At 65.8% G+C, this 26,039-nt stretch carries 27 protein-coding genes; 8 read left to right on the forward strand and 19 right to left on the reverse strand.

Annotated features, from left to right (window positions below):
• Positions 1–6: 6 nt before the first annotated feature.
• Positions 7–825 carry a hypothetical protein gene (locus F3I62_RS05250; RefSeq protein WP_160488638.1) on the forward strand — a complete coding sequence of 273 codons (819 nt, stop codon included), beginning with the start codon at positions 7–9 and terminating at the stop codon, positions 823–825.
• A gap of 96 nt (positions 826–921) precedes the next feature.
• Here the strand turns inward: F3I62_RS05250 and F3I62_RS05255 are convergent, their stop codons facing one another.
• The 3 genes from F3I62_RS05255 to F3I62_RS05265 all read right to left on the reverse strand — a co-directional run bounded on the left by F3I62_RS05255 (position 922) and on the right by F3I62_RS05265 (position 2,833).
• Entirely contained in the window at positions 922–1,857 is a 936-nt protein-coding gene (locus F3I62_RS05255) for a glutathione S-transferase family protein (RefSeq protein ID WP_160488639.1), read from the reverse strand.
• A 78-nt stretch (positions 1,858–1,935) separates the two neighbouring features.
• Positions 1,936–2,229 carry a GIY-YIG nuclease family protein gene (locus F3I62_RS05260; protein WP_160488640.1) on the reverse strand — a complete coding sequence of 98 codons (294 nt, stop codon included), beginning with the start codon at positions 2,227–2,229 and terminating at the stop codon, positions 1,936–1,938.
• A gap of 124 nt (positions 2,230–2,353) precedes the next feature.
• Positions 2,354–2,833 carry a nuclear transport factor 2 family protein gene (locus F3I62_RS05265; protein WP_160488641.1) on the reverse strand — a complete coding sequence of 160 codons (480 nt, stop codon included), beginning with the start codon at positions 2,831–2,833 and terminating at the stop codon, positions 2,354–2,356.
• A gap of 118 nt (positions 2,834–2,951) precedes the next feature.
• On the opposite strand from F3I62_RS05265, the gene F3I62_RS05270 reads away from it, so the two are divergent.
• Positions 2,952–3,926, forward strand: a complete 975-nt coding sequence (locus tag F3I62_RS05270) for a GlxA family transcriptional regulator (RefSeq protein WP_160488642.1) — start codon at positions 2,952–2,954, stop codon at positions 3,924–3,926.
• Positions 3,927–4,033: 107 nt separating this feature from the next.
• Here F3I62_RS05270 and F3I62_RS05275 read toward each other — a convergent pair whose 3' ends face one another.
• The 4 genes from F3I62_RS05275 to F3I62_RS05290 form a co-directional block, all read right to left on the reverse strand.
• Positions 4,034–4,795 (reverse strand): amino acid ABC transporter ATP-binding protein, encoded by a 762-nt coding sequence (locus F3I62_RS05275; protein WP_160488643.1) that lies wholly within the window; start codon positions 4,793–4,795, stop codon positions 4,034–4,036.
• A 9-nt stretch (positions 4,796–4,804) separates the two neighbouring features.
• Positions 4,805–5,902: an amino acid ABC transporter permease gene (locus F3I62_RS05280; RefSeq protein WP_160488644.1), complete on the reverse strand. Its 1,098-nt coding sequence runs from the start codon at positions 5,900–5,902 to the stop codon at positions 4,805–4,807.
• A 9-nt stretch (positions 5,903–5,911) separates the two neighbouring features.
• A complete protein-coding gene (locus F3I62_RS05285) occupies positions 5,912–7,096 on the reverse strand; it encodes an amino acid ABC transporter permease (RefSeq protein WP_160488645.1) in 1,185 nt (394 codons plus the stop codon).
• 95 nt (positions 7,097–7,191) lie between these two features.
• On the reverse strand, positions 7,192–8,220 hold the full coding sequence (locus F3I62_RS05290; protein WP_160488646.1) for an amino acid ABC transporter substrate-binding protein: 1,029 nt from the start codon (positions 8,218–8,220) through the stop codon (positions 7,192–7,194).
• 391 nt (positions 8,221–8,611) lie between these two features.
• Between F3I62_RS05290 and F3I62_RS05295 the strand changes: the two genes are divergently transcribed.
• From F3I62_RS05295 to rhlB, 5 genes are all read left to right on the forward strand, one after another.
• Positions 8,612–9,271: an alpha/beta hydrolase gene (locus tag F3I62_RS05295; RefSeq protein WP_160488647.1), complete on the forward strand. Its 660-nt coding sequence runs from the start codon at positions 8,612–8,614 to the stop codon at positions 9,269–9,271.
• A 30-nt stretch (positions 9,272–9,301) separates the two neighbouring features.
• A complete protein-coding gene (locus F3I62_RS05300) occupies positions 9,302–11,203 on the forward strand; it encodes an acyl-CoA synthetase (RefSeq protein ID WP_160488648.1) in 1,902 nt (633 codons plus the stop codon).
• Positions 11,204–11,392: 189 nt separating this feature from the next.
• The gene (locus F3I62_RS05305) at positions 11,393–12,331 is read left to right on the forward strand and encodes a GGDEF domain-containing protein (RefSeq protein WP_160488649.1); all 939 of its coding nucleotides are present in this window, start codon (positions 11,393–11,395) and stop codon (positions 12,329–12,331) included.
• A 210-nt stretch (positions 12,332–12,541) separates the two neighbouring features.
• Positions 12,542–13,702, forward strand: coding sequence for a dipeptidase (locus F3I62_RS05310; RefSeq protein WP_160488650.1), 1,161 nt, complete (start codon positions 12,542–12,544; stop codon positions 13,700–13,702).
• 98 nt (positions 13,703–13,800) lie between these two features.
• Positions 13,801–15,246, forward strand: a complete 1,446-nt coding sequence (gene rhlB, locus F3I62_RS05315) for an ATP-dependent RNA helicase RhlB (protein ID WP_372240083.1) — start codon at positions 13,801–13,803, stop codon at positions 15,244–15,246.
• A gap of 39 nt (positions 15,247–15,285) precedes the next feature.
• On the opposite strand, the gene F3I62_RS05320 is transcribed toward rhlB, so the two are convergent.
• The 12 genes from F3I62_RS05320 to ffh all read right to left on the reverse strand — a co-directional run bounded on the left by F3I62_RS05320 (position 15,286) and on the right by ffh (position 25,071).
• Complete coding sequence (locus F3I62_RS05320) at positions 15,286–15,594, reverse strand: ribbon-helix-helix domain-containing protein (protein ID WP_160488652.1); 309 nt, start codon at positions 15,592–15,594, stop codon at positions 15,286–15,288.
• Between the two features lie 16 nt (positions 15,595–15,610).
• Positions 15,611–16,177 (reverse strand): DJ-1/PfpI family protein, encoded by a 567-nt coding sequence (locus F3I62_RS05325; protein WP_160488653.1) that lies wholly within the window; start codon positions 16,175–16,177, stop codon positions 15,611–15,613.
• Between the two features lie 173 nt (positions 16,178–16,350).
• Positions 16,351–17,760 (reverse strand): threonine synthase, encoded by a 1,410-nt coding sequence (gene thrC / locus F3I62_RS05330; protein ID WP_160488654.1) that lies wholly within the window; start codon positions 17,758–17,760, stop codon positions 16,351–16,353.
• A gap of 12 nt (positions 17,761–17,772) precedes the next feature.
• Positions 17,773–19,077 carry a homoserine dehydrogenase gene (locus F3I62_RS05335; RefSeq protein ID WP_160488655.1) on the reverse strand — a complete coding sequence of 435 codons (1,305 nt, stop codon included), beginning with the start codon at positions 19,075–19,077 and terminating at the stop codon, positions 17,773–17,775.
• A gap of 108 nt (positions 19,078–19,185) precedes the next feature.
• Entirely contained in the window at positions 19,186–19,911 is a 726-nt protein-coding gene (locus F3I62_RS05340; protein ID WP_160488656.1) for a DsbC family protein, read from the reverse strand.
• 97 nt (positions 19,912–20,008) lie between these two features.
• Positions 20,009–20,905 (reverse strand): site-specific tyrosine recombinase XerD, encoded by an 897-nt coding sequence (gene xerD, locus F3I62_RS05345; RefSeq protein ID WP_160488657.1) that lies wholly within the window; start codon positions 20,903–20,905, stop codon positions 20,009–20,011.
• A 92-nt stretch (positions 20,906–20,997) separates the two neighbouring features.
• Positions 20,998–21,423 carry an acyl-CoA thioesterase gene (locus tag F3I62_RS05350; RefSeq protein WP_160488658.1) on the reverse strand — a complete coding sequence of 142 codons (426 nt, stop codon included), beginning with the start codon at positions 21,421–21,423 and terminating at the stop codon, positions 20,998–21,000.
• 143 nt (positions 21,424–21,566) lie between these two features.
• Entirely contained in the window at positions 21,567–21,917 is a 351-nt protein-coding gene (gene rplS / locus F3I62_RS05355; protein WP_160488659.1) for a 50S ribosomal protein L19, read from the reverse strand.
• Positions 21,918–21,957: 40 nt separating this feature from the next.
• Positions 21,958–22,701, reverse strand: coding sequence for a tRNA (guanosine(37)-N1)-methyltransferase TrmD (gene trmD, locus F3I62_RS05360; RefSeq protein WP_160488660.1), 744 nt, complete (start codon positions 22,699–22,701; stop codon positions 21,958–21,960).
• Positions 22,702–22,730: 29 nt separating this feature from the next.
• Positions 22,731–23,264, reverse strand: coding sequence for a ribosome maturation factor RimM (rimM, locus tag F3I62_RS05365; protein ID WP_160488661.1), 534 nt, complete (start codon positions 23,262–23,264; stop codon positions 22,731–22,733).
• Positions 23,265–23,269: 5 nt separating this feature from the next.
• Positions 23,270–23,521 carry a 30S ribosomal protein S16 gene (gene rpsP / locus F3I62_RS05370; RefSeq protein ID WP_160082185.1) on the reverse strand — a complete coding sequence of 84 codons (252 nt, stop codon included), beginning with the start codon at positions 23,519–23,521 and terminating at the stop codon, positions 23,270–23,272.
• 173 nt (positions 23,522–23,694) lie between these two features.
• Positions 23,695–25,071 (reverse strand): signal recognition particle protein, encoded by a 1,377-nt coding sequence (ffh, locus tag F3I62_RS05375; RefSeq protein ID WP_160082187.1) that lies wholly within the window; start codon positions 25,069–25,071, stop codon positions 23,695–23,697.
• 140 nt (positions 25,072–25,211) lie between these two features.
• Between ffh and F3I62_RS05380 the strand changes: the two genes are divergently transcribed.
• Complete coding sequence (locus F3I62_RS05380) at positions 25,212–26,012, forward strand: inner membrane protein YpjD (protein WP_160488662.1); 801 nt, start codon at positions 25,212–25,214, stop codon at positions 26,010–26,012.
• Positions 26,013–26,039: the final 27 nt, after the last annotated feature.

Raw genomic sequence — 26,039 nt, forward strand, 5'->3', positions numbered from 1 at the left:
CCCGCCATGCGCCTGCCGGATGCCATCCTCGACGCCTGCCTGTGCGATGCGCGGGCGCCGCTGGCGCAGGACCCGGCGCGCGACTTCGGCCTGGGCAAGGGCGAGGCCCAGCAGGCCATGGCCGGCCTCAGGCCCTGGCTCAACGAACGGCAGCGCATGCTCTGGGCCAATCGCCGCGAGGCCCTGCTGCTGGTGCTGCAAGGCACCGACTGCTCGGGCAAGGACGGAGTGATCCGCAAGGTGGTCAGCGCCGTCGATCCGCAGGGCGTGCGCCTGCACAGCTTCCATCCGCCGGATGAGGGCGAGCGGCGCCAGCACTTTCTCCTGCGCTACCGTCAGCGCCTGCCGCAGCCGGGGCTGCTCGGCGTGTTCAACCGCAGCCATTACGAGGCGCTGATCGGCGACCCGCTGGATGGCCTGTGCGGCGAGGATGAACTGCCGCAACGCCTGCAGGATCTGCTGGCGTTCGAAGGGGAATGGCCGGCGCTGCGGCTGCACCCGCTGAAGTGCTACCTGCAGATTTCCCGCGAGGAGCAGAAGCTGCGCCTGCTCAGCCGCCTGCAGCGTCCGGAGAAGCGCTGGAAGCTGAAGGCCAGCGACCTGCAGGCCTACCGCGAGTTCGACCTGCGCCAGCAGCGCTGGAGCGCGCTGCTGACGGCCAGCCATACGCCAGAGGCGCCCTGGTACGTGATCCCGTCCGATCTGCGCTGGCTGCGCGACTGGCTGGTGGCCAGCCTGCTGGCCCGCGAGCTGGAACGCCTGCAACTGGCCTGGCCGGACAGCCCGCCGCCGTTCGACGCCAGCGACCTGGACGCCGCCGAGTAGGCACGGGGTAAAGGCTTCGTAGGGTGGATGACGTTTTTTCCATCCACCAAAGCGCCGTGCGGTGGATCGGTGGAGCGCGATCCACCCTACGAACAGTCAGATGGCTTCGATACGAAAGCCCAGGCGCGGGAAGTGCACATGCACCACCCCGGCACGCGCGTCTTCGCGGCGCAGGATCAGCTCTTCGACGCCGGCGAACAGCAGCTCGCCCTCGACCGGATCGACCCCGTAATCGGTGGCGGCGATCTTCACCCGCTGCCCGGCCTGCAGGCCATTGGGCTCGATGAAGGGCTCGTCCGGCAGGGCCGCCGGCGTCGCCGCCCGGGCGATCTCGATGGCTTCTTCGGCGCTCAGGGCGCTGGACGCACCGTGGCCGAAGCCCAGCACGCGGCCGAGCCAGGCGCTGACATTCGGGTAGGCATCGACCAGCGGCGCGGTCACCGGGGTGGCCTTGAGGAACCACAGGCAGTGGGCCAGGGAGAAGTCGGCAATCGACGGCTCGCCGAACAGGAAGTCGCCCTCCTCGCGCCCCAGCTGCTGCTCGACACGGGACATGATGCCCGGCCAGTTGTGCTTGGCGACTTCCGCCGGCAGACGGGTGGCCGTGCCGCCACTGAACAGCCCGGCGCGGTCGGCGATAAAGGCCTTGACCGCTTCCGGCGGCAGCTTGGCGAAGCGCAGGGCGATGGACTCCGGCTGAAACACCAGGCTCACCGCGTGCTGGAACACCACCGAATCGACCCACTGGGCGAAGCTAGCGGCGACGAACTCCTGGCCTTCCGGGAACAGCGCCGGGGTAGCTTTCTCGGCCTCCAGGCGGCGGGCGATCAGCGCGGTGTCGCAATAGATGTCGGCACCGACCTGCAGCACCGGGGTCTTGCGGTAGCCGCCGGTCAGGGCCAGCAGATCGGGCTTGGGCATCACCGCAGGGATCATTACCGAACGCCAGGACAGCTGCTTGAAACCCAGCAGCAGGCGGCTCTTTTCGGCGAATGGCGAGGTCGGGTAATGGTGCAGGATCAACTCGTGCATGACGGGCTCCGCGTCGGTGACAGTGAAGGGGCAGCTTAACCCCGTGGCAGCCGGCAGCCTACCCGCCGGGACTGATAGCTAGCTATCAGTTATTTCCATAGTAGCCGTCAGCACCAGGCGCTCCTTGGCGACCTTGGCCAGGCTCTTGATCGCCCGCTCGCGGCGCAGGGCCGCGCCCTTGTCCGTGCAGGCCTCCACATAGACCAGCGCCTGCGCCGGGCTGGAGTGGAAGAAGCGCGCGCCCTTGCCACTGCGGTGCTGGGCGAAGCGCCGCTGCGGGTCGTCGCTGATGCCGCAGTACAGCGCGCCGTTCTCCGCGCGCACCAGGTAAACCGACCAGGTCTTGCCGGGCTCGGTCGGGATTTCACTCATCAATGCCTTCTCGTTGGGACCTGCCAAGAATCTGCGTAGGGTGCGCCGCGCGCACCACCAACCACCTACAGGTCGCTGGTGCGCACGGCGCACCCTACACAGGAGCAGTTTTCCGGCGGGCAGCTTACGTCACTCCGCGGGCCGCCTGCCAGGCGCGCAACCCGGCCATCGCCTGCTGGCGGATCGCGCCCTGCACCAGCGGCGTCCAGCCCAGCAGCAGGCCCTTGGTGCCCAGCGCCTGACGGGCCCAGCGCCACAGGTCGAAGCTGTCGCGGTGCTCGACGATCTTGCCGCCTGCGAAGCGGAAGTCGGCCCGGATAGGGTTGACCACGGTATGGCCGGTCTTGCTGAACAGGTAGGTCGCCACCCAGCGCGCACTGCCCTGCCGGTCATCGGCCTGCACGCTGTCAAAGGTCAGGGAGAAGTCCTGCGCCCGCGCCGCCAGCATGCGCCACATGTCGCCGGCATCGCGGCCGCGCAGGTCGCCGAACGCCGGGTCGCTGAACTGCACGTCCTCGGCATAGCAGGCGGCCATGGCCTCGGCGTCCAGCTGCTGGAAGGCCTGGTAGAAACGGCTGATCAGTTCGGCGTTGGGGTGGGCCATGGGTGCTGCTCCGCTGGATGGACTGCACAGAGTATTGCCGTCGATCCGCCCGACGGCGATTGGCGTAAACGCCATCTTTGTGTCAATAATCGCCAGTCATCCCAACCGATACCGGCCCATGATCCGCATTGCCCTGTATGTCTGCCCGCAGACCGTGCTGTCCAGCCTGAGCATGGCCGACGACGCCTTTCACCTGGCCAATCAGCTGGCCGGGGAGCGCCTGTTCGAGGTGACCCGACTCAGCGCGGACGGCCAGCCGGTCGATATCGGCTTCGCCCAGCTGCGCGTGGAAGGCGACCTGCGCCGGGCCGATGGCGCCGACCTGCTAGTGATCCCCGCCACCGGCAGCGCCATCGAGCGCACCCTGAGCGGCAACCCCGAGCTGCTCGCCTGGCTGGCCGCGCGTCCGGCCAGCCAGCAGCTGGCCAGCCTGTGCAGCAGCGCCTGCCTGCTGGCCGCCGCCGGGGTGCTCGACGGCCGCCGCGCCACTACCCACTGGTCGCTGGCCGGCGGCTTTCGCCAGCGCTTCCCGCGGGTAAACCTACAGGCCGACGAACTGTTCACCGAGGACGGCAACCGCTTCTGCTCCGGCGGCGCCCAGGCCGGGCTGGATCTGTGCCTGCACCTGATCGCCTGGCACGGCGGCGACTGGCTGGCCGAGCGGGTGGCCGGCGCGCTGGTGTTCGACCGCGGCCGCGGCCGCCAGTCGCGCTTTGTCCCGCTGCTGCCGGAGCCGCTGCTGGAGGACGGCTTGATCGCCCCGCTGCTGCGCTGGCTGCAGCAACACCACGCGCAGGCCATCGACCTGCAACGCCTGGCGCAACAGGCCAACTGCTCGACCCGCACCCTGCTGCGCCGCTTCAAGGCCGCCACCGGGCTGACGCCCAACGACTACCTGCAGCGCCTGCGCATCGGCGCCGCGCAGAGCGCCCTGCGCCACCCGGCGCGCTCGCTGGAGCAGGTCGCCGCCCAGGTCGGTTACGCCGATCGCGCCACCTTCGCCAAGCTGTTCAAGCAGCTCTGCGGCGAGACCCCCGGCGCCTTTCGCAAGCGCCTGCAGCAGCCGGAGGCAGGCGCTCCCGATCTCGCGTAGGGTGCGCCGTGCGCACCACGGTCAGCGCACGGGCATCGGTGCCTACACAAAGCCCCCGCGCAAGAAAAAGGGAGCCCGCAGGCTCCCTTTTCGTTTTGCCGTGAACCTCAGTGCAGGATCTGGCTGAGGAACAGCTTGGTCCGTTCGTTCTGCGGGTTGGTGAAGAAGCTGTTCGGCTCGCCCTGTTCGACGATCTCACCCTTGTCCATGAAGATCACCCGGTTCGCCACGGTGCGGGCGAAGCCCATTTCGTGGGTCACGCAGAGCATGGTCATGCCGTCCTCGGCCAGGCTGACCATGGTATCCAGCACTTCCTTGACCATTTCCGGATCGAGGGCCGAAGTCGGCTCGTCGAACAGCATGATCTTCGGCTTCATGCACAGCGCCCGGGCGATGGCCACGCGCTGCTGCTGGCCGCCGGAGAGCTGGCCGGGGAACTTGTTGGCCTGCTCGGGGATGCGCACGCGCTCGAGGAAGTGCATGGCGATCTCCTCGGCCTGGCGCTTGGGCATCTTGCGCACCCACATCGGCGCCAGGGTGCAGTTCTGCAGCACGGTCAGGTGCGGGAACAGGTTGAAGTGCTGGAACACCATGCCCACCTCGCGACGCACCGCCTCGATCTGCTTGAGGTCGTGGGTCAGCTCGGTGCCGTCGACCACGATGCGTCCCTGCTGGTGTTCTTCCAGGCGGTTGATGCAGCGGATGGTGGTCGACTTGCCGGAGCCGGACGGACCGCACAGGACGATGCGCTCGCCCGGCTGCACGCTGAGGTTGATGTCCTTGAGCACGTGGAACTGGCCGTACCACTTGTTCACGCCCTGCAGCAGGATCATCGGCTCGGCGCTGGGCTGTTTGATGGCTTCACTCATGATTCACTCCTAACGCTTGTGGCCGGTGTCCAGCCTGCGCTCCAGGCGCATGGAATAGCGGGACATGCCGAAACAGAAAATCCAGAACACCAGGGCCGCGAACACATAGCCCTCGGTGGCCATGCCCAGCCAGACCGGGTCGGTGGTGGCTTGCTTGATGCTATTGAGCAGGTCGAACAGGCCGATGATGATCACCAGGCTGGTGTCCTTGAACAGGGCGATGAAGGTGTTGACGATGCCGGGAATCACCAGCTTCAGCGCCTGCGGCAGGATCACCAGGCCCATCATCCGCCAGTAGCCCAGGCCCATGGCCGCCGCGGCCTCGTACTGGCCCTTGGGAATGGCCTGCAGGCCGCCGCGCACCACCTCGGCGATATAGGCCGACTGGAACAGGATCACGCCGATCAGCGCGCGCATCAGCTTGTCGAAGTGCATGCCTTCGGGGAGGAACAGCGGCAGCATCACCGAGGACATGAACAGCACGGTGATCAGCGGCACGCCACGCCAGAACTCGATGAAGGTCACGCAGATCACGCGGATCGCCGGCATGTCCGAACGCCGCCCCAGTGCCAGCAGGATGCCCAGCGGCAGCGCGCCGCTGATGCCGATCGCGGCGATCACCAGGGTCAGCATCAGGCCGCCCCACTGGCTGGTTTCCACCATGCCGAGGCCGAAGAAGCCGCCGTACAGCAGCCAGAAGGCCAGCAGCGGGTAGACCAGCAGGAACACCGCGCCGTAGATCGCCTTGCGCGGCATCATCGGCACGAACAGCGGCGCCGCGCCGATCACCGCCAGCCACAGGGTCAGGTCGACGCGCCAGCGCAGTTCTTCCGGATAGAAACCGTACATGAACTGGCTGAAGCGCTCCTTGATGAACACCCAGCAGGCGCCCTCGCTGGTGCAGTCGGTGCGGCTGGTGCCGCTCCAGTCGGCCTCGATGAAGGCCCACTGCAGCAGCGGCGGGATGATCAGCCAGACCAGGTAGGCGGCCAGCAGGGTCAGCAGGGTATTGAACCAGTTGGAGAACAGGTTGCTGCGCAACCAGCCGAGCACACCCACGCTCATCGCGGGCGGCGGCAGATCGGGTTTGAAGGTATGGGTCTGCATGGCTGCTCCTTACCGCTCGATCAGCGCGATGCGCTTGTTGTACCAGTTCATCAGCATGGAAATGCTGATGCTGATGGCCAAGTACACGCTCATGGTGATGGCAATCGCCTCGATGGCCTGGCCGGTCTGGTTGAGCACCGTGCCGGCGAACAGCGAGACCATGTCCGGGTAGCCGATGCCGGCGGCCAGCGAGGAGTTCTTCGCCAGGTTGAGGTATTGGCTGGTCAGCGGCGGGATGATCACCCGCAGCGCCTGGGGAATGATCACCTTGCGCAGGGTCACGGTCGGCTGCAGGCCCAGCGAACGCGCCGCTTCGGTCTGCCCGTGGCTGACCGCCTGAATCCCGGAACGCACGTTCTCGGCGATGAAGGCGGCGGTGTAGATGGTCAGCGCCAGGGTCAGTGCCATCAGCTCGGGAATCACCACCCAGCCGCCACGGAAGTTGAAGCCGGTCAGCTGCGGCACCGTCCAGTGGAACGGGTCACCGAATACCAGCACGCTCAGCCCCGGCACCAGCAGCAGGATGGCCAGCGACACATACACCGTGTGGAACGGCTGCCCGGTCGCCTCGAAGCGCTGGCGCGCCCAACGGGCCACAAGGATGACCGCAACCACCGCCAGCACCAGCGCGACGATGAACGGCCAGTAGCCCTCCGCCGCATTAGGCGACGGCATGTTCAGGCCGCGGTTGCTGAGGAAGAAGGTGTCGCCGATGCTCAGGCTCTGCTTCGGCCCCGGCAGCGGCAGCAGCACGGCGAAGTACCAGAAGAAGATCTGCAGCAGCGGCGGGATGTTGCGGAAGGTCTCGATGTAGATGGTCGCCAGCTTGCTGATCAGCCAGTTCGGCGACAGCCGCGCCACGCCGAGGATGAACCCCAGCAGGGTGGCGAAGAAGATGCCGACCACCGACACCAGCAGGGTGTTGAGCAGACCGATGACGAACACCCGTCCGTAGGTATCGCTTTCGCTGTAGTCGATCAGGTGCTGGGAGATGCCGAAACCGGCGCTTTGCCCGAGGAAACCGAAGCCGGAAATGATCCCGCGTTGCTGCAGGTTGCTCTGGGTGTTGTGGAACAGGTACCAGCCGATCGCCACGACGGCGATGACGGCAAGAATCTGGAAAGCCCAAGCGCGCACCTTCGGATCGGTCCAGGCCGAACCGCGCGGGCGCGAAAGATTGGCAGGATTTTGCATGATGGCCCTCATTGAAACTCCGCCCCTAGACCGCGGTGCGGAGATCACGAAATCAGGAGTACCGGCGCCCCTGACCGGGGCGCCGGCACTGTGGGTCAGCGCACCGGCGGTGCGTACTGCATACCACCCTTGTTCCACAGGGCATTGAGACCGCGCTCGATCTTCAGCTCGCTGCCGGCACCGACGTTGCGATCGAAGACTTCCGCGTAGTTGCCCACTTGCTTGACGATCTGTACGGCCCAGTCCTTCGGCAGCTTCAGGTCCTTGCCGAAGTCACCCTCGGCCCCCAGCAGGCGGGCAACGTCGGGGTTCTTGGTGGTCTTGGCGGTTTCCTCGACGTTGGCCGAAGTCACGCCCAGTTCCTCGGCGTTGAGCTGGGCGAACAGGGTCCAGCGCACGATGTCGAACCACTCCTCGTCACCCTGACGCACGGCCGGGCCGAGCGGCTCCTTGGAGATCACTTCCGGCAGCACCACGTATTCGTCCGGCGCGGCCAGCTTGATGCGCTGGGCATACAGCTGGGACTGGTCGGAGGTGAGTACGTCGCAACGGCCGGACTCCAGCGACTTGGCGCTTTCGTCGGAGGTGTCGTAGGTGATCGGGGTGTACTTCAGGCCATTGGCGCGGAAGTAGTCGGCGAGGTTCAGCTCGGTGGTGGTACCGGCCTGGATGCACACGGTGGCGCCGTCCAGTTCCTTGGCGCTGGAAACGCCGAGCTTCTTGTTCACCAGGAAGCCCTGGCCGTCGTAGTAGGTCACGCCGGTGAAGTTCAGGCCCATGGCCGCATCGCGCGAACTGGTCCAGGTGCTGTTGCGCGAGAGGATGTCCACTTCGCCGGACTGCAGCGCGGTGAAGCGCTCCTTGGCGGTCAGCGGGCTGAATTTCACTTTGGAGGCATCGCCGAACACGGCGGCCGCTACGGCACGGCAGACGTCCACGTCGATACCCAGGTAGTTGCCCTTGGCGTCGGCATAGGAGAAACCCGGCAAGCCATCGCTGATACCGCACTGCACGAAGCCTTTCTTCTTCACCGCATCCAGGGTGGCGCCGGCTTGCGCGAAACCGCTCACGCCGAGTACCGCAGCCGTGGTCAAAATTGCCAGGGTGGATTTCACCATCTTCATTCAAACCTCCAAATGTTCTTATTGGATCGGAGTCTCGGTCCTGCCGCCGTACCCTTGTGAGGCACGTTCGATCCCGCCACCATGGCGGAATCGACCGGGGTGCGAACCTGTAGTGAGTCTAGTTGCCGATAACCATACCGGCGAACTGCCCACCCAGTGCCGTAGGTCATACGGACTTGAGACGCGGTAATTAAGCTGGCGAAGTGGCCAACCGCCGCCCCGCCAGACCCGATAGCTACAGCAAGGTGCGTACCACTTTCCCGCGCCAAGCGTGATAAAAACCGGTCAATAGGCAAAGTTTTCACCGTGCGACATCTTCTTAACTAATCCACCCGCTGCGCCAAAATACCGCGCACCAGAATGAAGCGCGCGCACCGCGCCGGAGCCCGTCATGAGCGAACCGCTGATCCTAGAACCCACACAAACCGCCGACGCCTGCGTCATCTGGTTACACGGCCTGGGTGCCGACCGTTACGACTTCCTGCCGGTGGCCGAAGCCCTGCAGGAGCACCTGCACAGCACCCGCTTCGTCCTGCCCCAGGCACCGACCCGCGCGGTGACCATAAATGGCGGCTACCTCATGCCCAGCTGGTACGACATCCTGGCCATGAGCCCGGCCCGGGCGATCAACCAGGAACAGCTGGAAACCTCGGCGCAGCGCGTGATCGAGCTGATCGAAAAACAGCGCGACAGCGGCATCGACCCGGCGCGGATCTTCCTGGCCGGGTTCTCCCAGGGTGGCGCCGTGGTCTACCACACCGCCTACCTGCGCTGGCAGGGCCCGCTGGGCGGCGTGCTGGCGCTGTCGACCTATGCCCCGACCTTCGCCCCTGACTTGCAGCTGGCGGATACAAAACTACAACTGCCGGCGCTGTGTTTGCATGGCAGTTTGGACGACGTGGTCCCAGCAGCCCTGGGCCGGGCCGCCTTCGAGCACCTGCAGGCCCGGGGCGTGCCGAGCCAGTGGCTGAGTTATGCGATGGGCCACGAGGTGCGACCCGAAGAAATCCGCGATATCGCGATCTGGCTGCGCGAGCAGCTGAGCCACTGAACCACTGAGCCCACTGCACAGGGAATGACCATGAGCGCTGCCCCCATCATCCGTAGCCTGGCCGACATCGAACTGATCGAGCAGACCCCGCTGAGCGAGCGCGACCTGCCGGCCAGCACCTATGAGCTGATCCGCCGCAGCGCCGCCGCCCACCCCCAGGCCCCGGCGCTGAGCTTCATCCTCCAGGGCAGCGCCGACGAGCAGCCCTACCGCCTGACCTACAGCGAGCTGCTGGGCAAGATCACCCAGACCGCCAACGCCTTCCACCGCCTCGGGCTCGGCGCGGGCAAGGCGGTGTCCTTCCTGCTGCCCAACCTGCCACAGACCCACTTCACCATCTGGGGTGGCGAGACGGCCGGCATCGTCAATGCGATCAACCCGCTGCTCGAACCCGAGCACATCGCCGAGCTGATCCACGCCGCCGACTCGGAAATCCTGGTGACCCTGGCGCCCTTCCCCGGCACCGACCTGTGGGCCAAGGTCGAGGCCCTGCGCGGCCACTTGCCGGAACTCAAGGCGGTGCTCTGCGTGGACATGGCCAACCTGCTGCCCGAGCCGCAGCGCAGTGCCGTCAAGGCCCAGCGCGGGCCGCTGCCGGCCGGCGTGCTGGACTTCGACGAGCTGATCGCCAGTTGCCCGGCCGACCACCTGGAAAGCCCCCGGCAGATCCAGCCCGACGACACCGCCAGCTACTTCCACACCGGCGGCACCACCGGCACGCCGAAACTGGCGCCGCACAGCCACCGCAACGAGGTGGCGATGGCCTACAGCATGGCCATGGTCACCCGCTTCGGCCCCGGCGACGTGGCGCTGTGCGGGCTGCCGCTGTTCCATGTCAACGGCGTCATCGTCACCGGCCTGACCGCCTTCATCAGCGGCGCCGAGGTCTTCCTGGCCACGCCGCAGGGTTACCGCAACAGCGCGCTGATGCAGGACTTCTGGAGCATCATCGAGCGCCACAAGGTCAGCTTCTTCAGCGGCGTGCCGACCATCTACGCCGGCCTGCTGCAGGTGCCCAGCGCGGGCCGCGACCTGTCCAGCCTGCGTTATGCGCTGTGCGGCGCGGCGCCGATGCCGGTGGAGCTGATCCGCCAGTTCGAGGCCAAGACCGGGCTGACCCTGCTCGAAGGCTACGGCCTCACCGAAGGCACCTGCGGCAGCTGCGCCAACCCCATCGGCGGCGAGCGCCGGCCCGGCTCCATCGGCCTGCGCATGCCCTACTGCGAGGTGGCGATCAAGGTGCTCGACGAGCAGGGCAACTACCTGCGCGAGGCCGCGCAGAACGAGATCGGCAACCTGTGCATCCGTGGTGCCACCGTGTTCAAGGGCTACCTGCAGGCCAGCAAGAATGCCGGCATCTGGGTCGACGGCAACTGGTTCAACACCGGCGACCTCGGCCGCCTGGACGCCGACGGCTATGTCTGGCTGACCGGGCGCAGCAAGGACCTGATCATCCGCGGCGGGCACAACATCGACCCGCAGATGATCGAGGAAGCCCTGCACAAGCACCCGGCCGTGGCCCTGGCCGCGGCGGTCGGCAAGCCGGATGCCAAAGCCGGCGAGCTGCCGGTGGTGTACATCCAGCTCAAGCCCGGGCAGCACGCCAGCGAAAGCGAACTGCTCGCGCACGCCGCCGCGCACATCCCGGAACGCGCGGCGGTGCCCAAGGATGTGTGGATCATCGACGCCATTCCGCTCACCCCGGTCGGCAAGACCTTCAAGCCGGCCCTGCGCTTCGATGCCATTCGTCGGGTCTACCAGGCCGCCCTGGCCGACCTAGACGGCGCCCTGCGGGTCGAAGTGCTCAGCGATGATCGCCTCGGCCAGCTCGCCCATATCCACGGCGCCGGGCTCGATGCCGCGCGGCAAGAGGCCATCGCCCGGCGCCTGTCCGGCTTTGCCGTGCGCTACCAGCTGCACGACGAGGCCTGAACGGGCCGCAAGCCCCGGGCCTGACGCCTGCCCGTCAGCCGCACAACCGCTGGTCGCCAACTCGGCCCGGCGGGATTGTGTCTGGCGCGGCGCAGTCATATGTTCGACGCTGGTGTTCGTATAAACGATAGGAAGCGTTGGCGATGCCCAGACCAATTTCCGCAGCGCTTGGACGCTAGCAGGCCGGTTATGAAGACCGCGCGCTGGCAGCCCGACCTGCTGCAACTCCGACAGGTGCGATTGTTCCAGAACGTCGCCGCCAGTGGCCTCGAACAGCTGCTGCGGGATTTTCGCGCCTGCGAGCTGGAGGCCGGCGAGATCCTGCTCTCGCCGTTCAACCGCAACCAGTACCTGTACCTGCTGCTCGAAGGCGAGCTGAAGGTCTACCTCGGCTCCCTCGACAATCAGGCGGTGAGCACCCTGAGCGCCGGGGAATGCGCCGGGGAAATCAGCTTCATCGACAACGACCACCCCTCCGCCTATGTGGTGGCCACGGTCCCGTCTCTGGCCCTGCGCCTGCACCGCGAAGCGCTGGTCAACCTGTTCCAGCAGTCGCCGCAACTGATGCAGAACCTGCTGGAGCTGCTCTGCGAGCGGGTGCGCCAGGGCAACCGGATCATCCTCGACAGCGAACAGAACGCCAACATCGACACCCTCACCGGCTGCTTCAACCGGCGCTGGCTGGAGCATGTCTACGAGCGCGAGAGCACCCGCTGCGCCTTCAACGGCCAGCCCATGGGCATGCTCATGCTCGATGTCGACCACTTCAAGGCCTACAACGACCAGCACGGCCACCTGGCCGGCGACTACGCGCTGTGCCTGGTGGCCCACACCCTGCGCAACCAGCTGCGTCCGAAGGACAGCATGGTCCGCTACGGCGGCGAGGAATTCGTCATCCTGCTGCCGGAAATCGACCTGGAGGAGGCCCGCAGCATCGGCGAGCGCCTGCGCCAGAGCCTGCAGCAGATCGACTCCTTCTACTCGCCGGTCGGCATCCTGCCCGGGGTCACCGTATCCATCGGCCTGGCCCCGATGCGCCCGAAGGACAGCCTGGAGAGCCTGATCGCGCGGGCCGACAGCGCGCTGTACCAGGCCAAGCTGCAGGGCCGCAACTGCCTCTGCGGCTGAACAGTGCGCAGGCAGCGGCTGCACCAGGCCGATGGCGCGGGGCCTGGTGCTCGCCGTCCTCATGAACCAACGCTCACTGCGGCGTCTGCGCTCCAGGCTTCTCGCCTCGACCAGGCTCGCTCGCCGCCATTCGCACTATCAACCCGCTCGAAGTCCTCACTCGCTCTGTTAGAGTTCGATTGATAACAATAACGCCCGGATGGCCCCTCTATGCGCAAGCTCCCCCTCGCTCTGCTCGCTGTCGCCGTGATCGGTGTCGGTGTGTTCTTCAGCCTGCCCAGCCTGCTCGACCGCAAGATGAACAGCGTGGCCACACCCGCGCCCTACCCGGCCAGCGAACCGGCCACCCAGCTGCATCAGAGCCTGTTCGTCGCCGACCTGCATGACGATGCCCTGCTCTGGCAGCGCGATATCCTGGAACGCCACAGCTATGGCCACGCCGACCTGCCGCGCCTGCTCGAAGGGCACGTCGGCCTGCAGGTATTCGCCACCGTGACCAAGACCCCACGCGGCCTCAACTACCAGAGCAACGGCAGCGACAGCGACAACATCACCCTGCTGGCCATGGCCCAGCGCTGGCCGCGGGCGACCTGGAGCAGCCTGCTCGAACGCGCCCTCTACCAGGGCCAGAAGCTGCAGCAGGCGGCCGCCGACAGCCAGGGCCGGCTGCTGCTGATCCGCAGCCGCGGCGACCTGCAGGCCTTCCTCGAAACCTGGAAGCAAGACCCGCAGCACCTCGCCGCCCTGCTCGCCACCGAAGGCCTGCACCCGCTGGAAGGCAAGCTGGAGAACGTCGACCGCCTGTATGACGCCGGCTTTCGCATCGCCGGCCTGACCCACTTCTTCGACAACGAGGTCGGCGGCTCGGCCCACGGCCTGGAAAAAGGCGGCCTGACCCCGTTCGGCCGCCAGGTGATCGCCCGCCTGGAGCAGAAGAGCATGCTGGTCGACCTGGCCCACGCTTCCCAGCCGCTGATCGACGACGTGCTGGCCATCGCCAAGCGCCCGGTACTGGTCTCCCACACCGGGGTTGCCGGCACCTGCAAGGGCCCGCGCAATCTCAGTGACGAGCACCTGCAGCGCATCGCCGCCAACGGCGGGCTGATCGGCATCGGCTACTGGGATGCCGCCGTCTGCGAAACCTCGGTTGGAGCCATTGTCCGCGCCATCCGCTATACCGCCGACAAGGTCGGGGTCGAGCATGTCGCCCTGGGCTCGGACTTCGACGGCACGGTGCACACGCCGTTCGACACCACCGGCCTGGCGCAGATCACCGAAGGCCTGCTGCGCGCCGGCTTCAGCCAGGCCGACATCGCCCGGATCATGGGCGGCAACGTGCAGCGCCTGCTGCTCGCGAACCTGCCGGAATAACCCGCCATCCCCGCCAGGAAGCCCCCGCGGCACTTCGCCACGGGGGCTTCTTGCTTTACACTGGCCCCCGTTCACTCCTTAACCAATACGAGATGGCCGTGCTCAAAGCACTCAAGAAAATCTTCAGCAAGGGCGAAGCCGAGCAGCCCGTGCGCAGCACCTCTCCCAGCTCACCCGCTTCATCCCTCGCTCCGCAGAGCGAAACACGCCAGCAACCGACGCCGCCGGCCCCCGCCGCCAGCGCGCAGACGGCCGGCCCTGCCGCCGCGGATACGCACAAACCACGCCCCAGCAAGCCGCGCCGCGAGCGCCAGGCCAAGCCGGTGGACACCTGGAAGCTGGAAGACTTCGCGGTCGAGCCGCAGGAAGGCAAGACCCGTTTCCACGACTTCCGCCTGGCCCCGGAGCTGATGCACGCGATCCACGATCTCGGTTTCCCCTACTGCACGCCGATCCAGGCCCAGGTCCTCGGCCACACCCTCAAGGGCAAGGACGCCATCGGCCGCGCCCAGACCGGTACCGGCAAGACCGCCGCGTTCCTGGTCTCGACCATCACCCAGCTGCTGCAGACGCCGCCGCCGAAAGAGCGCTACATGGGCGAGCCGCGCGCGCTGATCATCGCGCCGACTCGCGAGCTGGTGGTGCAGATCGCCAAGGACGCCGCCGACCTGACCAAGTACACCGGGCTCAACGTCATGCAGTTCGTCGGCGGCATGGACTTCGACAAGCAGCTCAAGCAGCTGGAGTCGCGCTACTGCGACATCCTGGTGGCCACCCCCGGCCGCCTGCTGGACTTCAACCAGCGCGGCGAAGTGCACCTGGACATGGTCGAGGTGATGGTTCTCGACGAAGCCGACCGCATGCTCGACATGGGCTTCATCCCGCAGGTGCGGCAGATCATCCGCCAGACCCCGATGAAGGGCGAACGGCAGACCCTGCTGTTCTCCGCCACCTTCACCGAGGACGTGATGAACCTGGCCCGGCAGTGGACGGTCGACCCGGCCATCGTCGAGATCGAGCCGGAGAACGTCGCCAGCGACACCGTCGAACAGCATGTCTACGCCGTGTCGAGCAAGGACAAGTACCGCCTGCTGTACAACCTGGTGACCCAGAACAACTGGGAACGGGTGATGGTCTTCGCCAACCGCCGCGACGAAGTGCGGCGCATCGAAGAGAAGCTGATCCGCGATGGCGTCAGCGCCGCGCAGATGTCCGGCGACGTGCCGCAGCACAAGCGGATCAAGACCCTGGAAGGCTTCCGCGAAGGCAAGATCCGCGTGATGGTCGCCACCGACGTGGCCGGCCGCGGCATCCATGTCGACGGCATCAGCCACGTGATCAACTTCACCCTGCCGGAAGTGCCGGACGACTACGTGCACCGCATCGGCCGCACCGGCCGGGCCGGCGCCAGCGGCGTCTCGATCAGCTTCGCCAGCGAAGACGACGCCTACGCCCTGCCGCCGATCGAGGAACTGCTGGGTCGCAAGATCAACTGCGAGATGCCGCCGGACGAGCTGCTCAAGCCGGTGCCGCACAGGCACTGATCGACAGCCCGTAAAAAAGCCCGCATCAAGCGGGCTTTTTCATGGCTGGCGGTTCTGTACCAGGCTGAGCACCTCGGCGCTGTGCTGCGGCCGCTGCGCCAGGTAGCGGGTGCAGCTGACGCGCAGGAACGAGGCGAAATTGACCACTTCGCCGCGGTACTCCATGACCTCGTCATACAGCTTGCTGATCAGCTGGTTGGTGCTCATGCCGTCGACCTCGGCGATCTCGCGCAGCAGCTCCCAGAACTGGTTTTCCAGACGCAGGGTGGTGACCACCCCGCGAATGCGCAGGGAACGCGAGCGCGACTCGTAGAGGATCGGGTCGGCCTTTACATAGAGTTCGCACATCGCGCTTTCCCTCTTATCAGCCAAGAACCTTGAGAAACGCCGCCAGCCAGGCCGGATGGGCCGGCCAGGCAGGCGCGGTGACCAGGTTGCCGTCGACATGCACGCCGTCCATCGGCACTTCCACATACTCGCCGCCGGCCAGGCGCACCTCCGGCGCGCAGGCCGGGTAGGCGCTGCACGAACGGCCCTTGAGCACGCCGGCGGCAGCCAGCAGCTGGGCACCGTGACAGACCGCGGCAATCGGCTTGCTGGCGGCGGCGAAGGCCTGCACCAGGGCGATCACCTGCGGGTTCAGGCGCAGGTACTCGGGCGCGCGGCCACCGGGGATCACCAGGGCATGGTAAGCCTCGACGCGCACCTGGTCGAAGCCGAAGTTGAGGGCGAAGTTGTGCCCCGGCTTTTCGCTGTAGGTCTGGTCGCCCTCGAAGTCATGGATGGCGGTGCGCACGCTGTCGCCGGCCTGCTTGCCGGGGCACACCGCATGCACGCTATGGCCGACCATCTGCAGGGCCTGGAACGGCACCATGGTCTCGTAGTCTTCGACGTAATCGCCGACCAGCATAAGGATGTTCTTGGCAGTCATGGCAGGGCCTCCGCTTCGGTTGAGTTGACCCTTGCAGTCTGCGCCTGGAGCGGCCGCGCCGGGTAACAGCGGGGTACTACAGGCGAAGCTTTTGTGGGAGAGGTTGGCGCTTGGACAGCGCAACATGAAAAAGCCCCGCACTGGGCGGGGCTTTTTTATCTGCAGCAGCGACCTTACAGCGGCTTGCCGCGGTTGCCGTGGGCAGCGACGAACTGCTGCACGGTCTTCAGGTCGTTGGCCAGCACGGTGCAGCGCTCGTCGCGCTGGAACAGGTCGGCCAGGTGCGGCGGCAGGGCCGGAGCCTGGCCGATGCCGGCCTTCTCCACCGCTTCCGGGAACTTGACCGGATGCGCGGTGCCCAGGGTCACCATGGGGATGGCCAGACTGCGGCGGCATTCGCGGGCCGCGCGCACGCCGATGGCGGTGTGCGGATCGAGCAGCTCGCCGCACTCACGGTACACCTCGGCGATGGTCTCGCAGGTTTCCTCGTCGTTCACCGCCAGCGAGTCGAACAGGCGCCGGGCCTCGGTCCAGCGATCTTCCTCGACGCTGAAGCCGCCGCCCTGCTTAAAGCGGTCCATCAGCCCGGCGATGGCCGCGCCGTTGCGCCCGTGCAGGTCGAACAGCAGGCGCTCGAAGTTCGACGAAACCATGATGTCCATGGACGGCGACAGGGTCGGGTGCAGGGTGTCCTTCACATACTGGTTGCCGCTCATGAAGCGGTGCAGGATGTCGTTGCGGTTGGTGGCGACGATCAGCTGGCTGATCGGCAGGCCCATGTTGCGCGCCAGGTAGCCGGCGAAGATGTCGCCGAAGTTGCCGGTCGGCACCGAGAACGCCACGGAACGGGCCGGCCCGCCGAGCTGCAGGGCGGCGTGGAAGTAGTAGACGATCTGGGCCATGATCCGCGCCCAGTTGATCGAGTTGACCGCGACCAGGCGGGTGCCCTTGAGGAAGCTCTGGTCGGCGAAGCTGGCCTTGACCATTTCCTGGCAGTCGTCGAAGTTGCCTTCGATGGCGATGTTGTGGATGTTGTCGCCGAAGATGGTGGTCATCTGCCGGCGCTGCACCTCGGACACGCGGTTGTGCGGGTGCATGATGAAGATGTCGACGTTATCGCAAGCCTTGCAGCCCTCGATCGCCGCCGAGCCGGTGTCGCCGCTGGTGGCGCCCATGATCACCACGCGCTCGTTGCGCTTGGCCAGCACGTAGTCGAGCAGGCGGCCGAGCAGCTGCAGGGCGAAGTCCTTGAACGCCAGGGTCGGGCCGTGGAACAGCTCCAGCACCCACTCGTTGCCGTTCAGCTGGCGCAGCGGCGCCACGGCGTTATGAGCGAAAACCCCATAGGTGTCTTCGAGGATCCGCTTGAAGTCGGCGTCCGGAATGCTGCCGGCGACGAACGGGCGCATCACCCGGAAGGCCAGCTCGTAATACGGCAGGCCGGCCCAGGAAGCGATCTCCTCCTGGGTGAAGCGCGGCAGGTTTTCCGGGACGTAGAGGCCGCCATCACTGGCCAGACCAGCCAGCAGCACGTCTTCGAAGTTGAGAACCGGGGCCTGGCCGCGGGTGCTGATATAACGCATGGTGTTCTTACCTCAGACCAGTTGTTCGACGCGGATACGCACCACGCTGCCGACCACGTCGCTCAGCGCTTCCAGCGCGGCGATGGCGTCGTTGACGCGGGACTCGACCACCCGGTGGGTGACCAGAATCATCGGCACCAGGCCGTCGTGTTCCTCGGCTTCCTTCTGCATGATCGATTCGATATTGATGCCGCGCGCCGAGAGGATGCTCGCCACCTGGGCCAGCACGCCCGGATGATCCTTGGCCTGGATGCGCAAGTAGTAGGCGCTCTCGCACTCCTCGATCGGCAGGATCGGGTGGTCGGACAGCGAGTCCGGCTGGAAGGCCAGGTGCGGCACGCGGTTTTCCGGGTCGCTGGTCATCGCGCGAACCACGTCGACCAGGTCGGCGACCACCGAGGAGGCGGTCGGCTCCATGCCGGCGCCGGCGCCGTAGAACAGGGTGCTGCCGGCCGCGTCGCCATTGACCATCACCGCGTTCATCACGCCGTTGACGTTGGCGATCAGGCGATCGGCCGGAATCAGCGTTGGGTGCACGCGCAGCTCGAAGCCTGCATCGGTACGCCGCGCCACGCCGAGGTGCTTGATGCGGTAGCCCAGGGCCTCGGCGTAGTTGACGTCGGCGCTGGTGAGCTGGCTGATGCCCTCGGTGTAGGCCTTGTCGAACTGCAGCGGGATGCCGAAAGCGATGGAGGCGAGGATGGTCAGCTTGTGCGCGGCATCGATGCCTTCGACGTCGAAGGTCGGGTCGGCTTCGGCGTAGCCGAGGGCCTGGGCCTCTTGCAGCACGTCGGAGAAGGCCCGGCCTTTCTCGCGCATCTCGGTGAGGATGAAGTTGCCGGTGCCGTTGATGATGCCGGCCAGCCAGTTGATGCGGTTGCCGGCCAGGCCTTCGCGGATCGCCTTGATCACCGGGATGCCGCCGGCCACGGCCGCTTCGAAGGCGACGATGACGCCCTTCTCGCGGGCCTTGGCGAAGATTTCGTTGCCGTGCACGGCGATCAGCGCCTTGTTCGCGGTGACCACATGCTTGCCGTTCTCGATGGCCTTGAGCACCAGTTCACGGGCCAGGGTGTAGCCGCCGATCAGCTCGACCACCACGTCGATCTCGGGGTTGTTGGCCACGTCGAAAATATCGGCGGTGATGTGGGTCGCACCGGTCATGCATTTCGGGTTGGGGCGACGTGCGGCGATCTGCGCGACTTCGATTCCGCGCCCGGCACGGCGGGCAATCTCCTCGGCGTTGCGTTGAAGCACATTGAAGGTGCCGCCACCGACGGTACCCAGCCCACAGATGCCTACTTTGACCGGTTTCACTCTGTTTTCCCCATCTGCACTGCGTAAAACGGCCGGAGCAAGCCCCGGCCGCATAAAAGAGCCGCACATTAGCGGCTCCCTATTAGTCAATCAACTAGCAGGCCCGGATTACTTGGCCTCCAGGGCGATCTTGGCCAGCTCGGGGGCCGGCTTGTAGCCCGGGATCAGCTGGCCGTTGGCCAGAACGATGGCCGGCGTACCGTTCACGCCGATCATCTGGCCCAGCTCGTACTGCTTGAGCACCGGATTTTCGCAGCTGGCGGCCGGCAGTTGCTCGCGCATCTTGGCCTTGTTCATGGCCTCCTGGCGGTCCTCGGCACACCACACGCTGACCAGGCTGTTGTAGCCGTGGGAGCCCGGCCCCTGGCGCGGGAAGGCAACGTAGCGCACTTCGACGCCGCGCCGGTTCAGCTCCGGCACCTCGCTGTGCAGCTTCTGGCAGTAACCGCAGTCGGTGTCGGTAAACACGGTGATATGGGTTTGCGCCGGCTTGGCCGGGAAGATCACCATCTCGGAACGTGGAATCGCGTTGATCAGCTTGGCGATGCCCTTGCTCTCGGCCATGGCCGTGAGGTTCACCGCATTGCCGTTGCGGAACTGGTACAGGCTGCCCTGCAGGAGGAACTGGCCGTCGGCGCTAGCGTAGAGCAGGCGCCCGCCCTTCAGATGCACCTGATACAGGCCGGGCATGGGGCTTTCGGCAATCGCCTCGATCGGCAGATCCGGCTGCAGCTTGCTGAAGGTCTCGCGAATGGCCTGGTCGGGATCTGCGGCCTGGGCAACGGCCGCGGCAAGGCCCAGTGCCGCACCGGCGAGAAAGCGGGAAATAAGCATGGGTCACTCCTGTCGATAATCGTTAAAGCCTACCACAGAAGGTCTGACGAGCCGACCGCAGACGCCAGGCGGAGCAAGCCCGCCGACAAGCAGGCGACTAACCGCGCGGATGGTGGCGGGCATGCAGCTCCTGCAGCCGCGCCTTGGCGATATGGGTATAGATCTGCGTGGTCGACAGGTCGCTATGGCCGAGCAGCATCTGCACCACGCGCAGATCGGCGCCATGGTTGAGCAGGTGGGTAGCGAAGGCATGGCGCAGGGTGTGCGGCGACAGCGGCTTGGCGATCGCGGCCACCCGCGCCTGCAGCTTGATCCGGTGCCAGAAGGTCTGCCGGGTCATCTGCTCGCCGCGCAGGCTGGGGAACAGCACATCGCTCGGCTTGCCGCCCAGCAACAGGGGGCGCGCCTCGCGCACATAGCGCTCGATCCAGGCAATCGCCTCCTCGCCCATCGGCACCAGGCGCTCCTTGCTGCCCTTGCCGAACACGCGTAGCACGCCCTGACGCAGATTGACCTGCTCCAGGGTCAAGGACACCAGCTCAGTCACCCGCAGGCCGCAGGCATACAGCACCTCGAGCATGGCCCGGTCGCGCAGGCCGAGCGGGTCATCCAGCTCCGGCGCCGCCAGCAGCGCCTCGACATCCGCCTCGGACAGCGACTTGGGCAACGGCCGGCCGAGCTGCGGCAGGTCGACCTGCAGGGTCGGGTCCTCGGCGATCAGACCTTCGCGCAGCAGGTAACGGTAGAAGCCGCGCAGGCCGGAGAGAAAGCGCGCCGTGGAGCGCGCCTTGTAGCCTTCGGCCAGGCGCCAGGCCAGGTGGTCGAGGATGATTTCGCGCCCGGCCCCCGGCAGCTCCAGGCCACGCGCCTGCAGCCAGGCGTGGAAATGCCCGAGGTCACTGCGGTAGGCATCGCGGGTGTGCGCCGACAGGCCCTTTTCCAGCCACAGGGCATCGAGGAAGCGGTCGATCAGCGGGTGGTCGAGAATCGGCATGCACAGGACTTCGCGAATAACAGGGCGGCTAGTGTTCCATAGCCGAGCCGCCGGTCACCAGTGCCGGAATCTGGCGGCCCGCGCCATCCGGGCTAGGTGGCAGGGCTCTCGGCAAAGCTCGGCAACACTGGAATCGGCTTCTTGCCCTCGCCCACGGCGACAAAGCTGAACACGCCGCTGACCGCCTTCTCGCGCCCATCGCTGTACATGCTTTCCACGTAGAGGTTCACCTCGACCTTGAGGCTGGTAGTGCCGACCTTGATCACCCGGCCGACCAGCTCGACGATGGAGCCGGCGGGAATCGCGTGCTTGAAGTCGATGCGGTCGCTGGACACGGTCACCAGCGGCAGACGGCAGAAACGCGTGGCGGCGATGAACGACACTTCATCCATCCAGGCCAGCGCCGTGCCGCCGAACAGGGTGTTGTGGTGGTTGGTGGTGGGCGGGAACACCGCCTTGGTCACGCTGGTTATCGACAGCTCGGTACGGCGCTGGATCTCTTGTTCTCTGGGGCTCATGCCACTACTACCTGATGACATTCCGTGGCGCCCGCCGCCGCGGACCGGGCCAGCAGCTGGCCATATTCACGCCGGATCGGGAAATTGCGGGCAAGAAAAAAGCAGCCCTCGGGCTGCTTCTTTCGTGCAGGAGAACCGTCCGATCAGGACAGTTTTTCCTTGATGCGGGCTGCCTTGCCGGACAGGTCGCGGAGGTAGTACAGCTTGGCTTTGCGCACGTCACCGCGACGCTTGACGGCCAGGCTGTCGACCAGCGGGCTATAGGTCTGGAAGGTACGCTCTACGCCAACACCGTTGGAGATCTTGCGCACGGTGAAGGCGCTGTTCAGACCACGGTTGCGCTTGGCGATAACCACGCCTTCGAAAGCCTGCAGACGGGAACGGTCGCCTTCCTTCACTTTCACCTGAACGACAATGGTGTCGCCCGGGGCAAAGGCCGGGATTTCTTTGGTCATCTGCTCAGCTTCGAGCTGCTGAATGATTTTGTTGGTCATGCTGTGCTCCTAAGACAAACCACGGTCTGTCATCGATACGTTAACTATCGTCCCGCTGGCGGATGTATTCCTCCAGCAGCTTTTTTTCTTCTCCAGAAAGCGAGCGGCTATCCAGAAGATCGGCACGGCGTTCCCAGGTCCGACCAAGGGACTGCTGCAAACGCCAGCGCCGGATGTGTTCGTGGTTGCCACTAAGCAACACGTCAGGAACACGTTTTCCCGCATACACCTCCGGGCGGGTGTAGTGCGGGCAGTCGAGCAGGCCGTCGCTGAACGAGTCCTCCTCGGCCGAGTCTGCATGGCCCAATGCACCGGGCAGCAAGCGCGTCACCGCATCGATCAGGACCATCGCCGGCAGCTCGCCACCGGAGAGTACATAGTCACCGATCGACCATTCCTCATCGACATGCTCTTCGATGAAGCGCTCGTCGATACCTTCGTAGCGACCGGCGATCAGGATCAACGCCTCTTCGCCGGCCAGCTCACGCACTGCCGGCTGATTAAGCTGGCGGCCTTGCGGTGACAGGTAGATCACCTTCGCCTGCGCCCCGGCCGATGCCTTGGCCGCAGCCAGGGCGCCTTCCAGAGGCTTGATCTTCATCACCATGCCGGGGCCGCCACCGAAGGGGCGATCGTCCACGGTCTGGTGCCGGTCATCGGTGAAATCGCGCAGGTAGTGGCAGTTCAACTGCAACAGACCCTGCTTCACCGCACGACTGGTAATGCCGTACTGGCTGATGGCGGCAAACATCTCCGGGAAGATGCTGATGACTTCAACGCGCATGGCACTCGCTCACACAAGAGCCTGACAGCTCAGAAATCGGCATCCCAGTCGACCTGCATTTCGCCGGCCGCCAGATCCACCTTGAGTACGCACTGCGCCGTATAGGGCAGCAGGCGCTCGCGATCATCCAAACTGCCCGCACAGGGCTTGACCACCATCACATCGTTGGCGCCGGTCTCCAGCAGATGATCGATCTTGCCGAGCAGTTGCCCGAGTTGATCGATGACCTTGAGACCTTCGAGCTGGTACCAGTAGAACTCGTCTTCAGCCAGATCCGGCAGCAAAGCACGCGGCACACAAATGTCGAAGCCCGCGAAGGTACGTGCCACTTCGCGGTCATCGAGGCCTTTGAGCTTTGCCACCAGGACCTTGCCTTGCAAGCGCCCGCTGACCAACTCAACCTGTTTGACTTCGCCGTCGCGCTTGAGCGTCCACTGCGAGTAGTCGAGCAGGTTGTCAATCGGATCGGTGAAGGAATAAATCTTCACCTCGCCACGTACGCCGTGCACCGAAGTGATCTTGCCGAGGACGATCAGGTCCTCGGCGGTCGGCGTCGTGGTCATAGTACTCAGGCAGCGGCCTTGGCAGCGTCCTTGAGCAGCTGAGCAACACGCTCAGACGGCTGGGCGCCTTGGCTCAGCCAGTAAGTGACGCGCTCCTGATTAACAGAAAGCTTCACTTCACCACCGGTGGCGATCGGGTTGAAGAAACCCACGCGCTCAACGAAACGACCATCGCGCGCATTGCGGCTGTTGGTCACGGTCAGGTGGTAGAAGGGGCGCTTCTTGGAGCCGCCACGGGCAAGACGGATGGTTACCATGTGAACATCGTTCCTGTAGTCGGTGCTTGCAAAACTTAAAGGCACACTTTGAGGGCCTAGGCCCGAAAGGCCGCATATTCTAAGGATTATGCGGCCGTTTGCAAATCTCTTTTTGGTCCCGCCGGTCGGTACTGCCCTGCAGACCAGCCAGGGCGGCGTGCGCAGCGGCGAACTCAGAGCTTCGGCATACCACCGCCGGGCATCATCCCGCCAAGACCACGCATCATCTTGGCCATGCCACCCTTGGCGGTGAATTTCTTCATCATCTTCTGCATCTGCTTGTGCTGCTTGATCAGCCGCCCGACATCCTGCACCTGGGTGCCGGAGCCGAGGGCGATGCGGCGCTTGCGCGAGCCACTGATGATGTCCGGATCGCGGCGCTCGGCCGGGGTCATGGAGCAGATGATCGCATCCATCTGCTTGAACTGCTTCTCGGCCGCGCCCTGGGCGCCGCTCATCTGCGACAGGTTGACCCCACCGATGGACGGCAGCTTGTCCATCAGGCCGCCGAGGCCGCCCATGTTCTTCATCTGCTGCAGCTGGTCGCGGAAGTCTTCGAGGTCGAAGCCCTTGCCCTTCTTCAGCTTCTTGGTGAGCTTCTCGGCCTTCTCGCGGTCGAGGGTCTGCTCGGCCTGCTCGATCAGGCTGAGCACGTCGCCCATGCCGAGGATGCGCGAGGCGATGCGATCCGGGTGGAAGGGTTCGAGGGCGTCGCTCTTCTCGCCCATGCCGAGGAACTTGATCGGCTTGCCGGTGATGTGGCGCACGGACAGCGCGGCACCGCCACGGGCATCGCCGTCGACCTTGGTCAGGATCACCCCGGTCAGCGGCAGCGCGTCGCCGAAGGCCTTGGCCGTGTTGGCGGCGTCCTGGCCGGTCATGGCGTCGACCACGAACAGGGTCTCGGCCGGCTTGCTGGCCGCGTGCACGGCCTGGATCTCGGCCATCATCTCGGCGTCGATGGCCAGGCGGCCGGCGGTGTCGACGATGACCACGTCGATGAACTTGAGCTTGGCCTCGGCAATCGCCGCCTGAGCGATGGCCACCGGCTGCTGGCTGCTGTCGGAGGGGAAGAAGGTCACGCCGATGTCGCCGGCCAGGGTTTCCAGCTGCTTGATCGCCGCCGGACGGTAGACGTCGGCCGAGACCAGCATCACCGTCTTCTTCTTGCGCTCCTTGAGGAAGCGCGCCAGCTTGCCGGCGGTGGTGGTCTTGCCGGCGCCCTGCAGGCCGGCCATCAACACCACGGCGGGCGGGGTGACGGCGAGGCTGAGATCCTCGTTGGCCGCGCCCATCAGCTCTTCCAGTTCGGCGCGGACGATCTTCACGAAGGCCTGGCCCGGGGTCAGGCTCTTCGACACCTCGGTGCCGACCGCGCGCTCCTTGACCTTGTTGACGAAGTCCTTGACCACCGGCAACGCGACATCGGCCTCGAGCAGGGCCATGCGCACTTCGCGCAGGGTGTCCTTGATGTTGTCTTCGCTCAGCTTGGCCTTGCCGGTGACATGGCGCAGCGTCTGTGACAGGCGGTCGGTAAGGTTTTCGAACATGCGCGTTCCTTTCAGCGGGTCTTGCGGCAGGTCGCGGAGTATAACCAAGTGTCCGAGCCGCCGACACCGCCAGCGGTCTTTCGGGGAACGCTTCTTGTATGCCACACTCACGATCTTTAGGGCCCGCCTTACAAGGACTTATGTACCCTCTGCTGCCCAGCCTCGCTGCCGCCGCGCTGTATGCCGGCGCCACCGCCTACCAGGGTCTGCGCCTGGCCAAACGCGAAACGCCGAACCGGCGCCTGCTCGCCCTGCTCGTCACGCTCGCCCTGCTGCTCCACGGCGCCAGCCTGTTCGCCCAGCTGCATGCCACGCCAGGGCTGACCCTCGACTTCTTCAATGCGGCCAGCCTGATCGCCTACGCGGTGATCCTGCTGACCCTGCTGGCCTGCCTGCGCATCCCGGTGGAGAACCTGCTGCTGGTGCTGTTGCCGCTGGGCTGCCTGACCGTGCTGCTGGCGCAGTTCCTGCCGGCCGGCACACTCAACCCGATCAACGCGGCGCCGGGCATCCTCGCCCATATCCTGCTGTCGATCCTGGCCTACGGCCTGCTGACCATGGCGGTGTTCCAGGCCCTGCTCCTGCTGCTGCAGGACCACCAACTCAAGCACAAGCACCCGTCCGGGCTGATCAAGAACTTCCCGCCGCTGCAGACCATGGAAAGCCTGCTGTTCGGCTTCCTCTGGGCCGGCTGGGGCCTGCTCTCGCTGTCGCTGCTGTCCGGCTGGTTGTTCGTCGACAACCTGTTCGCCCAGCACCTGGCGCACAAGACCCTGCTCTCCTGCTTCGCCTGGGTGGTCTTCGCCGTGCTGCTGTGGGGCCGCTATCAGCTCGGCTGGCGCGGGCACAAGGCGATCCGCTGGACCCTGGCCGGCTTCTGCCTGCTGATGCTGGCCTACTTCGGCAGCAAGCTGGTCCGCGAATTCATCCTGCATATCTAGGCCTGCCGTGAACCTCGACTCCTGGCA

The sequence above is a fragment of the Pseudomonas sp. R-28-1W-6 genome (assembly GCF_009799925.1).
Classification (GTDB): domain Bacteria; phylum Pseudomonadota; class Gammaproteobacteria; order Pseudomonadales; family Pseudomonadaceae; genus Aquipseudomonas.

Excerpts from the sequence above, each read along its gene's own strand:
- F3I62_RS05250 (WP_160488638.1), top strand. The coding sequence starts at position 7 with ATGCGCCTGCCGGATGCCATCCTCGACGCCTGCCTGTGCGATGCGCGG.
- F3I62_RS05255 (WP_160488639.1), bottom strand. The coding sequence starts at position 1,857 with ATGCACGAGTTGATCCTGCACCATTACCCGACCTCGCCATTCGCCGAA.
- F3I62_RS05260 (WP_160488640.1), bottom strand. The coding sequence starts at position 2,229 with ATGAGTGAAATCCCGACCGAGCCCGGCAAGACCTGGTCGGTTTACCTG.
- F3I62_RS05265 (WP_160488641.1), bottom strand. The coding sequence starts at position 2,833 with ATGGCCCACCCCAACGCCGAACTGATCAGCCGTTTCTACCAGGCCTTC.
- F3I62_RS05270 (WP_160488642.1), top strand. The coding sequence starts at position 2,952 with ATGATCCGCATTGCCCTGTATGTCTGCCCGCAGACCGTGCTGTCCAGC.
- F3I62_RS05275 (WP_160488643.1), bottom strand. The coding sequence starts at position 4,795 with ATGAGTGAAGCCATCAAACAGCCCAGCGCCGAGCCGATGATCCTGCTG.
- F3I62_RS05280 (WP_160488644.1), bottom strand. The coding sequence starts at position 5,902 with ATGCAGACCCATACCTTCAAACCCGATCTGCCGCCGCCCGCGATGAGC.
- F3I62_RS05285 (WP_160488645.1), bottom strand. The coding sequence starts at position 7,096 with ATGCAAAATCCTGCCAATCTTTCGCGCCCGCGCGGTTCGGCCTGGACC.
- F3I62_RS05290 (WP_160488646.1), bottom strand. The coding sequence starts at position 8,220 with ATGAAGATGGTGAAATCCACCCTGGCAATTTTGACCACGGCTGCGGTA.
- F3I62_RS05295 (WP_160488647.1), top strand. The coding sequence starts at position 8,612 with ATGAGCGAACCGCTGATCCTAGAACCCACACAAACCGCCGACGCCTGC.
- F3I62_RS05300 (WP_160488648.1), top strand. The coding sequence starts at position 9,302 with ATGAGCGCTGCCCCCATCATCCGTAGCCTGGCCGACATCGAACTGATC.
- F3I62_RS05305 (WP_160488649.1), top strand. The coding sequence starts at position 11,393 with ATGAAGACCGCGCGCTGGCAGCCCGACCTGCTGCAACTCCGACAGGTG.
- F3I62_RS05310 (WP_160488650.1), top strand. The coding sequence starts at position 12,542 with ATGCGCAAGCTCCCCCTCGCTCTGCTCGCTGTCGCCGTGATCGGTGTC.
- F3I62_RS05320 (WP_160488652.1), bottom strand. The coding sequence starts at position 15,594 with ATGTGCGAACTCTATGTAAAGGCCGACCCGATCCTCTACGAGTCGCGC.
- F3I62_RS05325 (WP_160488653.1), bottom strand. The coding sequence starts at position 16,177 with ATGACTGCCAAGAACATCCTTATGCTGGTCGGCGATTACGTCGAAGAC.
- thrC (WP_160488654.1), bottom strand. The coding sequence starts at position 17,760 with ATGCGTTATATCAGCACCCGCGGCCAGGCCCCGGTTCTCAACTTCGAA.
- F3I62_RS05340 (WP_160488656.1), bottom strand. The coding sequence starts at position 19,911 with ATGCTTATTTCCCGCTTTCTCGCCGGTGCGGCACTGGGCCTTGCCGCG.
- xerD (WP_160488657.1), bottom strand. The coding sequence starts at position 20,905 with ATGCCGATTCTCGACCACCCGCTGATCGACCGCTTCCTCGATGCCCTG.
- F3I62_RS05350 (WP_160488658.1), bottom strand. The coding sequence starts at position 21,423 with ATGAGCCCCAGAGAACAAGAGATCCAGCGCCGTACCGAGCTGTCGATA.
- rplS (WP_160488659.1), bottom strand. The coding sequence starts at position 21,917 with ATGACCAACAAAATCATTCAGCAGCTCGAAGCTGAGCAGATGACCAAA.
- trmD (WP_160488660.1), bottom strand. The coding sequence starts at position 22,701 with ATGCGCGTTGAAGTCATCAGCATCTTCCCGGAGATGTTTGCCGCCATC.
- rimM (WP_160488661.1), bottom strand. The coding sequence starts at position 23,264 with ATGACCACGACGCCGACCGCCGAGGACCTGATCGTCCTCGGCAAGATC.
- rpsP (WP_160082185.1), bottom strand. The coding sequence starts at position 23,521 with ATGGTAACCATCCGTCTTGCCCGTGGCGGCTCCAAGAAGCGCCCCTTC.
- ffh (WP_160082187.1), bottom strand. The coding sequence starts at position 25,071 with ATGTTCGAAAACCTTACCGACCGCCTGTCACAGACGCTGCGCCATGTC.
- F3I62_RS05380 (WP_160488662.1), top strand. The coding sequence starts at position 25,212 with ATGTACCCTCTGCTGCCCAGCCTCGCTGCCGCCGCGCTGTATGCCGGC.